Source organism: Actinocorallia aurea (assembly GCF_054783995.1).
Genome location: NZ_BAAGPQ010000002.1, coordinates 716,812 through 730,222, shown reverse-complemented (window position 1 = coordinate 730,222; position 13,411 = coordinate 716,812). Strand labels below are relative to the sequence as shown.

Sequence of the window (13,411 nt, the reverse complement as noted above, 5' to 3'; positions counted from 1 at the left end):
CTCGCCACCGTCAAACGCTGCCGTGAAGGAGGATGCGGGTGGACGACGAGCCCGAGAAGTTCGGGGCATGGCTCGGCCGGCAACTACGTCGTAAGGGCATGAGCCAGGTCGAGCTGGCCACGGCGCTCGACGTCACCCGAGCCGCGGTGTCGGCCTGGATCACCGGCCGTGCGACGCCACGGCCGGACAAGATGCAGCAGATCGAGGACATCCTCAACCTGGCCGCCGGATCCACCTCGACCCGGAGCGAGGCTCCCGACTCGACAGGGGCGGTCAGTTGGTCGCATCGCCCGGCACCCCAGGACGGCGGACGGGAGCTCGGCAACGCCGCGGCGTTCGCGTTCGACTCGGACCTGGCAGTTCTCGCGCGCGAGGCCACCCAGAACAGTCTCGACGAGCGGCACGACCCGACGGAACCTGTCCGCGTCAGATTCGTTCTGCACGAGCTGACCGGGGAACGCACCCGGAGCTTCCTGGAAGCCGTGCAATGGAACGCGCTGCGTCCACATCTGGACGCCGCCGCGAAGACGGGTCAGAAGGTCGGCCGGGTCCTAGCCGACGGACTACGGGACCTCCGTGAGACCGAACGACTCCTTCTGCTCCGGATCGACGATTACAACGCGGCAGGGTTGACCGGGCCGGAGTACGACGATGGACGGTTCGCCGCCGTCGTTCGCCGTCAGCTCGACAGCTTCAAGCAGGGGGCTTCCGCTGGAGGGTCATTCGGGCTGGGCAAGGCGACTCTGTGGGCTGCAAGCCGATTCGGTCTCGTCCTCATGCACAGCACGCTCTCGGAGGAGTTCGAGGGACGTACCGTCCGAAGACTCATCGGCCGGCTCGACCTGCCCTGGCGAGAGATCGGGGACCGGCAGTACGCCGGACCCGCCTGGTTGGGGGAGAAAGATCCTGAGAGACCTGGAGCCGCCCGCTCCTGGTGGGCGGACGAGGAGACGGTGGAACGTCTCCATCTGCGTCGCGAGAGCGGCGGTCCCGGGACCTCTTTCCTCGTCGTCGGAGTGCACGATGCCAATGATGAGCGCAACGGACTTTCCGAAATGCATGAGGCGCTCGTGCGGAGTCTCGCCGACAACTTCTGGGCCTCCATGGTGCGGGGGGCCGATGTCCCCGCGCGTCTCACGGCCTCGGTGGAGGCGTTGCGCGACGGCGAGGTGGTGGTACCCGAGAAGGCGGTAGATCCCCACCAGTTCCATCCCGAGCGGTCTCGGGCCGTTCGGTCCTACTACGACGGCACGACCGTGGATGCGCTCGACAGGGAGATCGACGTCGTGCGCAAGAAGGTCGTCCTGTCGATCCCGCGTAGGAAGGGCGATCCGAGATCCGAGCCCGTCGAGCACGAGGCGGTGCTGTTGGTGACCCCCTCGGCCGGGACGACCGGGACCGACCGGCTGGTGGCCATGCGGGGCACGATGATGGCCGTGTACGACCGAAAGGTCTCCGGTGTGCCCGTCGGAGCCCGGCCTTTCCAGGCCGTTCTTCTCGCGGGGTCGGCGACGGGTGCGCAGGACGAAGCCGCCGTTGAGGCCGAGGCCTTCCTGCGAGCCGCCGAGCCACCGGAGCACAATGACTGGAGAGTGACAGACGACCTCCGAGTCCTCTATGTGAGGGGAGTCGTCGGCAGCGTCGAGAACTTCATGAAGAATGCCCGCGCGCGCGTTCGGGAGACGGTGAAACCGGTCTCGAAGCCGCTGAAGCCGGGCGAGTCGCCTCTCAGTCCGGCGCTGGAAGATCCTCGGCCGGAACGGAGGAAAGCCGCGGCAACAGGCTTCCCGACCATCAGAAGCGCGCGTGGAACCGTGCAGGACGGCGCATGGAACCTCCGAGTGGACGTCAGGTTGCCGGAACGCGAGGATCCCTGGGTACTCGAACCGGTATTGCGTTTCCTCGTACGTTCGGGCAGCCCGATCACAGGATCGTGGGCGGAGATCCGTCCCGAGGCCGGCTGTTCCCTCACGGAGTCGGGACATCTGCGCTTCGATATCGGTGTTCGTTCGGCGAGCTTCACCGCGGTCAGCGACGTCGCGAGCCATCCGGTGGACGCACGCATGACCCGGGTCGAAGTCGATCTCGCTCGGGCGAAGGAGAAGGCGTGATGAGGCTCTTCCCCTATCCGACGCCTTTGGGCGAGACCACGCTCGACGTGGACCAGGTGTGGCTGGACGACGTCGAACTCCCTGCCACGAAGATCAATCGGGATGACCGCATCATCGCCCTGAACGAGGTCTCTCGCGTGGGCTGGAGCACCGCGCGCCTCGGTGTGCGGCTCACGGTCCCGGGTCGGGAGCTGAGCGAAGGGCCTTGGACGGACCTGCGCTGCCTCGTCGTCATCACGGACCGCAGAACCTACCGGAGGGGCGGGACGATGCTGCGCCGGGCCGCCGCCGGTGACTCGTGGACCGGTGAGGTGCTCGTTCACCGGGACCTCCATTCCACGCGGGCCACCCTGACGGCGCAGGTCGTCGCCACCCACGATGAGGTCGCGGGCCGCCTCATCGCGACAACCGAGCAGGCGTGGACCCTCGATCTCGAGTCCGCCGCCCCCGAACGCGCCCGCCTCGTCCAGGAGGTCTGGGAGGACTTCGCCGACCCGTCGCGCTCCCATCTCCATCCGTTCAAGGGCGATCCCTGGACCATCGACGCGACGGGCGCCGAGCCGGTCGTCTACCTCAACCGGGCGTTCGAAGGACTCGAGGTCCTGCTCACCGGAGGTCGCGCGGAGGACGAGGTCACTCGGAAGGTGGTCGCGGCGCAGTTGGGCGCCGACATCTGGGGAATGCTCTTCCATGTCGCAGCCGCCGGGCTCAGGGAGGTCGACGGTCAGCGTGAGTGGGCGCACGAATGGCACCGGCGGGTCGTTGAGGAGATGCTTCCCGATGCCTTCCCGGACCGGAGCCCCGACGACGCGCTGACCGAGATCCTCGAACGGCGCCACGAGGCGTCCGGTGCGGCGGACCTGCACCGCAGGGTGTTGCGTTCCGCGCTTAAGCGAGCCAGTCTCCCGAGGGTCCTCGGCGAACAGGTCCGCGCGTTGCTGCGATCCGGTGAGGAGGACTGATGGAGAGCCTGCCCGAGTACTGCGCGGACCTATCGAACGAGGTCGCCGAGCGTCACCTGACGGTGGAGTTCCTCAAGAGGAACGAGGACCTGCCGGTGAGCGCTTTGGACGCCTCCTCCGTCCCCCTGGGACGAGAACGGCGCTGGGAGACCACTTCCCTCCGACGATTGTGCGACGAGGCGATGAAGCGGTTCGCCGACGACATACCGGCGGCGGACGCGTGGATGGCGCCGCGACTGCACGCGACCTTGCGCCTCACCCGCTCGGAGGCGGCGAATGCCGGTCTGTGGAACCACCTCGCTCTTCGGGTCGCTCCGGACTATGTCTTTTGGCGGCACCCCGGACGGACGTCCGGCGAGAACGCGGGAGTGACCAGTCGGGAGCGTTTCAGTGGACCCTCGAGCCGCCAGGCGTTCGCCCGCCTCTGGTGGGCCGCCGAGATGTTCCGAGACGGCTACGACTACGAGCCGGTCGTGACGGCCTGCAGGTCGCAGGACATCACGAACACGTTTCTCAAAGTCGAGATCATTCGGCACCGTCCGACCGCCCAGGCGATCCTCCGTCTGGTCGGGGACGGCACCGCCAAGACCAGTGACGAGCTCAACGCGCTCAGTAAGGTGTTGAACGCGGCCGGCATGACCTTGGTGTACGAGGCGCTCGCGCCCGACGCCCCACCGGACGTCGAGGCCTACCGCGCATGGATCGAGGACCGTGAGAGCGCGAACATCCCCTGGGACACACTTCCGGACGGGCCCGACGACGGACGAGCGCCGTTGAGCGCCGTCAACACGCTGGTCCCGCTCTTCCGGCGGTTGTTCGAGGAACGTCCCGGCGCCGGGAAGCCGTCAGGCACCCTCGCCTGCTGAGGGGCCGGGACCCTCCCATTTCCGGAGTTTCCCGAGTTGTTCCTCGGAAGGAGGGTTCCAGCCGAGGGCGGCGCAGATCAGGTGCATTCCCAGGCGGGGAGGTACCGCGTTCCCGATCTGCTGGCCGACGTCCTTTCCGCTCCATGGATAGTTGGTGGGGAACGTCTGTAGACGACCGGCCTCAGAGGACGTCAACTTGCGCCACTCGCCTCCGTCGGCCGGGTGGAGGCGGTTACGGAAGACCTTTCCCGTGACTGTGGCCGATGGTTCATGAGAATGGCGCCTGCCCCGGGCCTTGGGGTCCCCGCCGGTGCCGTAGTTGGAGACCACGTAGAACCCTTCCCGCTCGTCGAGGACATCGGACATCCTCACCCAAGGGGCCAGACGTGCGGGTCCGGAGTCCCGTGGCGCGTCCTTCTTGTAGGGCCGGTGGGTCGGGTCGGGAAGGGCGACCACCTCGTCGCCGAGCCTGGCGATCAACACCGCTCGACGCCGGGTCTGCGGTACTCCGAACTCCTCGGTGCGAAGAATTCCCACATCCGTCTTGTATCCGAGTGAGTACAGAACCCCCTCATATGCCTTCCACACAGGAAGTACGGCGGGGACCTGCTCAAGTACGATCGCCTGGTAAGGACGATCGTCGTAGAAGGCCTTCAGCGCCCATCGCAGTGGTTCGAGAACGAGGCCGGTACGCTCGTCACTCAGCTTCTTGAGATCGTCCTCGATCGACTCGCGACTTTCTCTTTTCTGCATGCGGTCGATGAACTTCAGAACATCGTCCAGTGCCTTTCTGCCGGCGCCGTTGCCCGCCACCGTGAACGTCTGGCACGGCGGCCCGCCCGCCAGGACATTGGCGTCGGGAAAATGATCGGGATCGAACTCGCGGACATCCCCCTGCTTGGTCGCGAGTCCGGCGGCGTCGCGGGTGGCGCACGCCGCAGGGTCGATCTCAACGCCGATCGAGGCGACGTCAAGCCCGGCTGCGGCCACGTCGAGGCCACCGGGACCGGCGAAGAGATCCACGATCTTGACTGTGGCGGGAAGCACATACTCTCCAGGAGGGGACGGGGTCGCTTCGCCGCTCGGCATCCGAAACGGGTCGTGCGGCAGGGGTGGTAGCTTATCGCAACATCCCCCTCGTGGAATGTCTTCCTAAACCTCAGGGGCGATTCGTCTTAAATGGCGAATCGCCCCTGAAGGCAGGAATATGTTAGACGGTCATAGCCGGACCTGCAGGGCGGCTGCGATTTTCTCGCCGATGGCACGGGCCACTGGTGGCGGGAAAGCATTACCCACCATTCGGTACCGCGCCGTCTTTCGGCCTGAGAATTTCCAGGTGTCCGGGAACCCCTGAAGCGATGCCACCTGCTCGATCGTCAGGCGCGGCATCGTTGAGCGATCGTCGGTGTCGAAGGGGAAGTCGGGTCCAGGCGGCTTGTCTCCGAGGGAAGCGCCGTTCACGCCGAGCCGCGCCCAGCTCCTCTTCGATCGAGAGGGGCCGAGGTCGGCTCCGCCGTGCTTGTCGGACCCGCCGACGATCGTCGGTGCTACCTCGGCGGCCGTCTTCGCCCAGTCCGCGGCATGGGGCCAGCCGTCGGCGGCCATGGACGGGAGCAGAACGTCCGCGACCGTCGGAGGCGGCCCCTGCGATCCGGGCCAGGTGAAACGCGAGAACTCCTCCGGGCGCATGGCGACGAGAACGCTGCTCTGACGCCTCTGCGGTACGCCGAAGTCCTGGGCGTCCAGAACCTGCCAGTCGAAGCTGTAGCCGAGATGGCTCAGGTGCTGGGCGATGTTCTCCCTGTTGGGAGCGAACTCCGCCTTCGTCAGAAGCGCGGCGGTGTTCTCGATCATGATGGCGCGGGGAAGCACCTCGTAGGCCATGTAGATCGCCGCCTCGAGAAGGTCCCGGGGGTCTCGGGAACCCGCCTGGGGACCGGCCACACTGTAGGGCGAGCAGGGCACCCCCCCGGAGAGCAGATCGACGTCCAGGGCATTCGGGTACGTCTCGGCGGTGAACTCCCGCAGATCCGCGTTCTGCACGTGCCATTCCGGCCGATTCAGCAGGAGCGTCTCACAGCAGATCGGCTTGTTGTCGATCAGAAGCACAGGATCGAACCCTGCCTGCTCCAAGCCGAGCGCCTGCCCGCCGGCACCCGCACAGATCTCCACGCTCGTGAACCGCTTCACGAATGCCCTCCTCGTGATCGATCGACAGCCCCTTATGAGAGTGCCAGAAGCCGTAGATTGGTTCCATGCCGGCAGAACGACCCACGCAGGCGGCCAATCCGGGCGTCCGCAGGAGCATGCAGTCCAACAAGGGCCGCGATACCAAGCCCGAGTTGGCGCTACGACGGGCCGTCCACGCGATGGGCCTCCGCTACCGGGTCTCGACCCGCCCCATACCGACTCTCCGCCGTACCGCCGACCTCGTCTTCCCCCGAGTCAAGGTCGCCGTCTTCATGGACGGCTGTTTCTGGCACGGCTGCCCAGACCACCACACCAGGTCCGTCACCAACGCCCCCTACTGGTCCGAAAAGGTCGAGACGAACCGCGCCCGCGACGCCGAGACCACCCGAGTTCTCACCGAAGCCGGCTGGACCGTCCTCCGCTTCTGGGAACACGAGGACCCCCAGGAAGCCGCCACCCGAGTCGTCACCACCGTTCGCTCCCTCTATTGAACGATGAACGATCGGTTTGGCCTCGTCACGACGTCGGCACGTGGTGCCGAATCCCTTTCATGGCCTACGAGGGATTCTTCTCGGTAGCAACAGCGATATAGATTGACACGCTTCTAAGATAATCGTTGTCCCGAGGGTGTGTATCGTCATGCACCGCAGTCGCTCGTACGCAGTCGCCGACCACCGGTAATCCGGTCTTGGATCGAATCGTGCCCTTACCGTAGGCACCTCTCCATGCGATCGATCACCCATTGAGGTGTTCCCTCCTACGAGCGACACCATCGAGCGTAGCTGCTTCCGTTCATGGATCCCTGCGTCATGAACGACCATGAGGTTCGGGCGTCCACCGCCGCCCTACGCGAGCGTCCCGCCCAACCTCTCCGAGGATCGTGTCCAGAGAGTGCCATCCCTCCGGGCGAGACCTCGCATCACGTTCGATGGGCGCTTCAAGAATCGACCCCAGAATCTCGCTGGGGGTACGGCGCGATGATCCGGAGGGGCCTACTAGGGCCAAGCATCGAGTGACGTATCGGCGACGTGCTGTTATTTTCTCGCATTTTCGCAGGTCGGAGGGGGTCTCCGCTAGTTGACATTGCCTCAGTGTGTAAAGCAATTTTTGACGCGCCACCCCACCGCCGTCCTCATATGTGAGCCACTGGTCGGGGTGGGTGTTCGTCGCGTGCTGGATGGTGCGTTCCGGGACCGTTCCATAATTACTGACAATGACATGGTTCCTGAATGAAAGTAATGGTTGCGAGTCAGTTCTTTGGTCGGCTAAAGTCATGCCTCGTGACCTTCCCGTGGTGTGCGGTGAAAGTCGTGAAGCATGTCTCGAACTCGGCCATCTATAAGATAGCCGAGCCATATTACGCTGGCCGCCTGCCTGGCGAGAATCTCTCGTCAGCGTCGATGAGAGGTGCGGAAGTGGCTGTTTTCGGCCCTCGTGGGTTTCGTCGTTCAAGTGACGAGATGGACGCCATGGTCCACTTGCTTTCCGCCTCGCATGTGCCCTACGAGGAGCAGGCCGGAGCCTTGGAGGAAGGTTTCGAAAAGCTCCTTACGTGCGGCTCTGTCGCCGTTAAGCGCGACGATATGTGGTGGAGGGGGAATAAACCTTTCCTGGTCAAGGGCCATGGTGGCAGTCATATCGACAGTCACCGTGTCAATCCCTCGTCGATCTCCGGTGTCAGTGAAATACTGCTCGCCTGCAGGTTCCATTCTGACGCACGTGAGTACGCGGCGACCAACCCCTGCATCCTCGGCCTCATCGACCTTGCCGACGTTGTCACGTTGTCCCGTTCGACCGGCTCTCTGAGTGCCTGGCTCGGATCCAACCTCCGCGGTCTCTGAGGTCGCTCGCCGAACAGGATGCGCAGCGGGTGCAGAAGGGTGTGGACTCGCCGTTCCCGCTATTGGCCTCGTTGAGCGTGGAGTCGGTGCGCCCTGCGTTCGAGGTGGGGCTCAGTCGGCTTCCGACTGAGCCCCATCGGATGCGGCCCCGTTCTTCGGGCGAGGCCTTCTTGGGCAGAAAGGTTGGAGCGGCGCACCTCTCACCCGGCTGTAAGGGCCTCTGATGGAATGTGCGTTGGAAGCGCGCCGGCATCTGATGCTGGTGGCCAGGGCCAAGAGCGCTTCGCGGATCTCCTGCCGGATGCGCAGGCGGCGGAACCAGTGGAGCGGCGCGGATCGTGCGCTCGATAACGTAGCTAGTGCGCTGACCGGAAACGTTCACCGGGTTGGGTGACACGCCGTCGGGCTTGCCGGGTTCGGGCGGGTTCTGCTTCCAGACTCGATCCCGAAGGGATCGAGTCTGGGGAGGTGGCGGGTGTCGGAGCCGGTGAGGGCCCGGCGGCTGGACGATCACGAGGGGCAGTACCTGCAGCGGATCGTGCGGCGGGGCAAGCACGGATCGATCAAGGTCCGGCGGGCGTTGATCATCATGGCGTCGTCGTCCGGGACCCCTGCCCCGGCGATCGCCCGGCTGGTCGCGGCCGATGAGGACACGGTCCGGGATGTCATCCACGCCTTCAACGAACGGGGGCTCGCGTCACTGGACCCTAGCTGGGCGGGAGGCCGTCCCCGCCTGCTGACCAGCGACGACGAGGCGTTCGTCATCGCGACGGCCAAGACCCGCCCGGCGAAGCTGGGGCGCCCGTTCACGCACTGGAGCATCCGCAAACTCGCCGACCACCTGGCCTGCGACCCCGTCCGGCCGATGCGGATCGGGCGGGAACGGCTGCGTCTGCTGCTGCACGAGCACAAGATCTCCTTCCAGCGGACGAGGACGTGGAAGGAATCGAAGGACCCCGACAAGGACTCCAAGCTAGACCGGATCGAGCACGTCACCACCCACTTCCCCGATCGGTGCTTCGCGTTCGACCAGTTCGGGCCTTTGTCGATCCGGCCCTGCCACGGCGCCGCCTGGGCTCCGGAGGGCAAGCCCGACCGGCTGCCGGCGACCTACCATCGCACCCACGGCATCCGGTACTTCCACGGCTGCTACTCCCTCGCAGACGACCAGCTCTGGGGCGTCAACCGCGAGCGCAAGGGCGGGAAGAACACCCTCGCCGCGCTGAAGACGATCCGGGCCCGCAAACCCGACGGCGCACCCATCTACGTGATCATGGACAACCTGTCGGCCAACAAGACCCCTGCCATCCGCGCCTGGGCCCGAAAACACAAGGTCGGACTCTGCTTCACCCCCACCAGCGCCTCCTGGGCCAACCCCATCGAAGCCCAGTTCGGACCCCTGCGGAACTTCGTCATGGGCAACAGCGACCACCCCAACCACACCGTCCTGGCCCGGAAACTCCAGGACTACCTGCGCTGGCGCAACACCCACGCCCGCCACCCCGACATCCTGGCCGCCCAACGACGCGAACGCGCCCGCATCCGCAGCGAACGCCAGCAACGCTGGGGCCGACCACGCGGCAAAGCCGCGTGATCAACCCCGGCAAACCTTCCCGGTCAGCGCACTAGCCTCGATCTTCGTGTGATCGGTCAACCCCTCCGGCGAAAGCCCGAGGTCAGGGCATCGGCGAGAGGGCGGGTAAGGCCGACCGATCACAGGCCGTCCTGTCGTTGGCCCACAGGCCTGGGAAGAAGTGTCCGCGCTCGTGGGCTTCCGGAGGGATCGTCGTGGGTGTACTTGCAGGCGACGCTTGTGTTGCAGATGGCCAAGTCCCTTGCACGGCCGTCGGCTGAGTCGAAAACGCGCTGCACTTGACCTCGACAAGCTTCCCGAAACAGTCCTTCTCGATCTTGTGGAGCTGGTCCCGGCGTCAACTGCCGGTGCGTTCCCAGCCGAAGATCATGTCTCAGGTGCTGGACGGTAGCCGGCGCTGGCCACGGTCAGGTCTGCTGCTTCGGCTTGACCCGCTGAAGCCTGAAGCGCACCCCGGCGTGATCCCCACGACTGGATAGACCCGTCGCATGTCTGCCCGTCCGGGTGTCGAGCTCTCCGAGGTCACCTTCCGTCACTTCAAGATCGTCGTGCTGGCCGTGACGGGGGCGCGTGAGGGTGGTGTACGTCTCTGATCGATCGTTTCACAAGTCTTGACGCAGATGGCTTGGGAGCATGATGCTCTTATCTGTGAATAGTTTCTCATTTGGACCTGTGCAGGGCGTCAGTGATGTCGTCGGCGCGGCCGAGGGCGTTGCGTTTCTTGGGCCGCACGGGACGTTCACGCATCAGGCTGTGCTTGCCGATCCGGTGTTGGCCGACGGGCGGCATTTGCCGGTTTCGACGTCGGCAGGGGTGGTCGAGGCGGTGCGTGCGGGGGTGGCGCGGTATGGGGTGTTGGCTTGGGAGAACTCGGTGGCAGGCCTGGTCGGCTCGACCCTCGATCTGCTTGCCACGCCGCCTGACGCTCATGAGCCGGTGTGGATCGGGCGGGCCCTTGAGCTGCCCGTCACGTTCTCTCTTTGGGGGTGGGGAGGGACGCCGCTTGAGGAGATCTCCGTCGTTGCCTCGCATAGCCATGCGCTCGCGCAGTGCGAGGGGTGGTTGCGGGGCACGCTGCCCGGGGCCGCGATGCTCGCCACTCACTCGACTGTCGCCGCGCGGGGGACGGCTGCGGCGGATTCCACTCGGCGAACCGCGGCGATCGGGGCGCCCGGGACGGTCGTGCCAGACGGGTTGGAGATCCTTGCTGACGGGATAGCGGACGAGGCTGCGGCGAGTACTCGGTTTGTGGTGTTGAGTCGGACTGCGCCGGTGCGGGGGGAGGGTGGGGAGCGGACGCTGCTTGCCTGTTTTCAGCCGTTGAACAGGCCTGGGTCGTTGTTGCCGATCCTTGAGCCGTTCGCTCGGGAGGGAATCGACCTGCTGCATATCGAGTCCCGGCCTACGCGGAGGAAGCTCGGGGATTACTACTTTCTGTTGGAGGTCGCGGCCGGGCCGGCGCGGCTGGCCGGGGTGCTCGGGACGCTCGCCGCGGCGGGAATGCGGGTGCGGGTGCTCGGGACGCTGCCGGGAACCTTGGCGGCGGCATGACGGCCGTGGCGTCGCAGGAGAGCGTGCGGCGTCAGGGGCGGGCGCTGCTGGCCGTCGCCTGTGTCGGGTTGTTCGTCACCCAGCTCGATCTGACGGTCGTGAATGTGGCCGTCACGGCGGTTCGGGAGGATCTGGGGGCGTCCCTTCCCGTGGCCACGTGGGTGGTGGCGGCCTACTTCGTCACGTTCGCGGCGTTCATGTTGAGTTTTGGGGACATCGGGGATCTGTACGGGCGGCATCGGGTCTTTCTGGGCGGGCTTGCCGCGTTCACGGTCGCGTCCGTTGCCTGTGCGGCTGCGCCTGGGGTCGGGTGGCTGATCGGGGCGCGGGCCGTGCAGGGGGCGGCCGGGGCGGCGGTGCTGGTGTCGTCGCTGGCGTTGATCGTGCACTGGTTTCCGGTGAGGGAGCGGGCTCGGGCCATCGGGTGGTGGTCTGCGGTCGCCGGGCTGTCGATGGTGGTCGGGCCGGTGGTCGGCGGGCTGCTCGTCGACGGGTTCGGGTGGCGGTCGGTGTTCTGGATCAATCTGCCGATCGGCGCTGTGGGCCTGGTGGCCGGGTATCGGGTGCTGCCGCGGGTGCCGGGTGGGCGGGACCGGCGGGTCGACTGGGGCGGGCAGGTACTCGCGGTGGCCGTGGTCGCGGCGCTGGCCTGGGCGCTGGAGACGGGCTGGCGCACGCCCGCTGCTTGGGGTGCGTTTGCCGGGGCGCTTGCCGGGCTTGCTCTGTTCGTACGGATCGAGGGGCGCGCTCGGCATCCGCTCGTGCCGTTGGACCTGTTCCGGTCGGTGCCCTTTGCCGGAGCGAACGGGGCGGCGCTGCTGCTGAACGCCGCCACGCTCGGGTTGCTGTTCCTGCTCAGCCTCAAGTACACGGCTCACCTCGACGCCGCCGAGGCCGGGGCGCGGATCGTCCCCTTGTTCGCCGCCTACGCGCTCATCTCGCCGTTCGGCGGGCGCATCGCCGCGCGGCATGGGCCGCGGCTGCCCGCCGCCGGAGGCACGGCCCTCGCAGGGGCTTCCGTGCTGCTCCTCCCGCATGTCGGGATGCTGCCGGGGATCGTGATCCTGGTCGTCGCGGGGCTCGGGATCGGGACGGCGCTGCCCGCGATCGTCACCACGGCCGTTGGGGCGGTGCCGGCTGAGCGGGGCGGGCTCGGGTCGGGGCTGAACAACACGGCGCGGCAGATCGGCGGCACGTTCGGGGTGGCGCTGCTCGGTGGGGTGGCCGCTGCCGAGGGGGTCGGGACGGCGCTGGTGTTCGATGCCGTCGCTTATCTGCTCGCGGCGCTGGTCGCGGTGCTGGCACTGCCGAAGGGAACCTGATGCTGATCCTCGTCTACTGCCTCGACAAGCCCGGGTCGCAGGCGCTGCGGGTCGCCACGCGGCCTGAGCATCTGCGGTACATGATCGCCGCGCGGGATCGGCTGCCCTTTGGGGGGCCGCTGCATGACGATGCGGGGGTCGTCATCGGGTCGGTGTTCGCGTTGGAGGTCGAGAACCCGGCGGACGCCGAGGAGTTCCTCGCCGACGAGCCCTATTACCGGGCCGGGCTGTTCGGCAGCGTGGTGACGCATCCGATGGTGGCGATGGTGCCGGAGGCCTGGCCGGGGAGGCTCGCCGAGGAGCTCGTCAAGGCCGAGCGGGCGGCTCGCGTCTGAGGGCGGACAGGACCGTGGCGGTCAGTTCGGCGGCTACGCGTTCGACGGGCCAGCCGAGGGTGTCCAAAAGATCCACGATGACGCGTTCGTCGAAGAGGGTCTCCCACACCAGCACCGCGTATTCGATGGGCTGGGGGGCGATGTGGCCGGCGGCCCAGAGGGCGCCGAGGACTTCGGCGAGGGTCTCGTGGATGGCGCGGACGAGCGGGTCGCCGTCGTGGAGGCGGTCGAGGAAGCCGCGCCAGGAGCGGATGTGGACGGCGGCGCGGGCCCAGCGGGAACCCTGCTGCACCCACAGGAGGCATACCGCCTCGAAGCGGGCGATGGGGTCGCCCTCGTCGGGGAGGGCGTTCATCTGCTCGATCAGGCCGAGGATGAGTTGCTCGTAGTACGCCTCCAGGGCGCCGCGCACGTCGGGGAAGTGGCGGTAGGCGGTGGCGGGGGAGATGCCCGCTTCGTGGGCGAGTTCGGTGAGGTTGAAGTGCGGGCCGCGGCGCTCGGCGAGCAGGGTCTCGACGGCGGTGAGGAGGGCGCGCCTACTTGCGAGGAAGTCGCTGCGGGTTCTCCGTTTGGAGGTCTCCGGCGCTGGCGACTTGGGCACTCGATCACTCCCGGATCCGGCTACAGGCCCGTAACAGG

At 66.8% G+C, this 13,411-nt stretch carries 12 protein-coding genes; 9 read left to right on the top strand and 3 right to left on the bottom strand.

Going from position 1 to position 13,411, the window contains the following annotated elements:
* Positions 1–38: 38 nt before the first annotated feature.
* Genes ACYVOM_RS03580 through ACYVOM_RS03570 form a run of 3 tightly spaced genes read left to right on the top strand, consistent with a single transcriptional unit; the run spans position 39 to position 3,939 of the window.
* Positions 39–2,111 carry a helix-turn-helix domain-containing protein gene (locus tag ACYVOM_RS03580; RefSeq protein ID WP_460301743.1) on the top strand — a complete coding sequence of 691 codons (2,073 nt, stop codon included), beginning with the start codon at positions 39–41 and terminating at the stop codon, positions 2,109–2,111.
* Positions 2,111–3,073, top strand: a complete 963-nt coding sequence (locus ACYVOM_RS03575) for a hypothetical protein (RefSeq protein WP_460301742.1) — start codon at positions 2,111–2,113, stop codon at positions 3,071–3,073. The genes ACYVOM_RS03580 and ACYVOM_RS03575 overlap by 1 nt, the downstream gene beginning before the upstream one ends.
* Positions 3,073–3,939 carry a DUF6339 family protein gene (locus tag ACYVOM_RS03570; protein WP_460301741.1) on the top strand — a complete coding sequence of 289 codons (867 nt, stop codon included), beginning with the start codon at positions 3,073–3,075 and terminating at the stop codon, positions 3,937–3,939. The genes ACYVOM_RS03575 and ACYVOM_RS03570 overlap by 1 nt, the downstream gene beginning before the upstream one ends.
* Here ACYVOM_RS03570 and ACYVOM_RS03565 read toward each other — a convergent pair.
* On the bottom strand, positions 3,919–4,962 hold the full coding sequence (locus tag ACYVOM_RS03565; protein ID WP_460301740.1) for a DNA cytosine methyltransferase: 1,044 nt from the start codon (positions 4,960–4,962) through the stop codon (positions 3,919–3,921). The genes ACYVOM_RS03570 and ACYVOM_RS03565 overlap by 21 nt on opposite strands.
* A 195-nt stretch (positions 4,963–5,157) precedes the next feature.
* Positions 5,158–6,129, bottom strand: a complete 972-nt coding sequence (locus tag ACYVOM_RS03560; protein ID WP_460301739.1) for a DNA cytosine methyltransferase — start codon at positions 6,127–6,129, stop codon at positions 5,158–5,160.
* A gap of 116 nt (positions 6,130–6,245) precedes the next feature.
* Here ACYVOM_RS03560 and ACYVOM_RS03555 point away from each other — a divergent pair, with 116 nt between their 5' ends.
* The 6 genes from ACYVOM_RS03555 (at position 6,246) to ACYVOM_RS03530 (ending at position 12,772) form a co-directional block, all read left to right on the top strand.
* Complete coding sequence (locus ACYVOM_RS03555) at positions 6,246–6,620, top strand: very short patch repair endonuclease (RefSeq protein ID WP_460302342.1); 375 nt, start codon at positions 6,246–6,248, stop codon at positions 6,618–6,620.
* Positions 6,621–7,409: 789 nt separating this feature from the next.
* Positions 7,410–7,970: a hypothetical protein gene (locus tag ACYVOM_RS03550; protein ID WP_460301738.1), complete on the top strand. Its 561-nt coding sequence runs from the start codon at positions 7,410–7,412 to the stop codon at positions 7,968–7,970.
* Positions 7,971–8,445: 475 nt separating this feature from the next.
* The gene (locus ACYVOM_RS03545) at positions 8,446–9,564 is read left to right on the top strand and encodes an IS630 family transposase (RefSeq protein ID WP_460301737.1); all 1,119 of its coding nucleotides are present in this window, start codon (positions 8,446–8,448) and stop codon (positions 9,562–9,564) included.
* A gap of 672 nt (positions 9,565–10,236) precedes the next feature.
* On the top strand, positions 10,237–11,115 hold the full coding sequence (locus ACYVOM_RS03540) for a prephenate dehydratase (protein ID WP_460301736.1): 879 nt from the start codon (positions 10,237–10,239) through the stop codon (positions 11,113–11,115).
* Entirely contained in the window at positions 11,112–12,437 is a 1,326-nt protein-coding gene (locus ACYVOM_RS03535; RefSeq protein WP_460301735.1) for an MFS transporter, read from the top strand. Before ACYVOM_RS03540 ends, ACYVOM_RS03535 begins: the two co-directional genes overlap by 4 nt.
* On the top strand, positions 12,437–12,772 hold the full coding sequence (locus tag ACYVOM_RS03530) for a YciI family protein (RefSeq protein WP_460301734.1): 336 nt from the start codon (positions 12,437–12,439) through the stop codon (positions 12,770–12,772). The genes ACYVOM_RS03535 and ACYVOM_RS03530 overlap by 1 nt, the downstream gene beginning before the upstream one ends.
* Here ACYVOM_RS03530 and ACYVOM_RS03525 read toward each other — a convergent pair.
* Complete coding sequence (locus ACYVOM_RS03525) at positions 12,744–13,373, bottom strand: TetR/AcrR family transcriptional regulator (RefSeq protein WP_460301733.1); 630 nt, start codon at positions 13,371–13,373, stop codon at positions 12,744–12,746. The genes ACYVOM_RS03530 and ACYVOM_RS03525 overlap by 29 nt on opposite strands.
* Positions 13,374–13,411: the final 38 nt, after the last annotated feature.

Coding starts and splice junctions, on each gene's coding strand:
- ACYVOM_RS03575 (WP_460301742.1), top strand. CDS start 2,111: ATGAGGCTCTTCCCCTATCCGACGCCTTTGGGCGAGACCACGCTCGAC.
- ACYVOM_RS03570 (WP_460301741.1), top strand. CDS start 3,073: ATGGAGAGCCTGCCCGAGTACTGCGCGGACCTATCGAACGAGGTCGCC.
- ACYVOM_RS03555 (WP_460302342.1), top strand. CDS start 6,246: ATGCAGTCCAACAAGGGCCGCGATACCAAGCCCGAGTTGGCGCTACGA.
- ACYVOM_RS03535 (WP_460301735.1), top strand. CDS start 11,112: ATGACGGCCGTGGCGTCGCAGGAGAGCGTGCGGCGTCAGGGGCGGGCG.
- ACYVOM_RS03530 (WP_460301734.1), top strand. CDS start 12,437: ATGCTGATCCTCGTCTACTGCCTCGACAAGCCCGGGTCGCAGGCGCTG.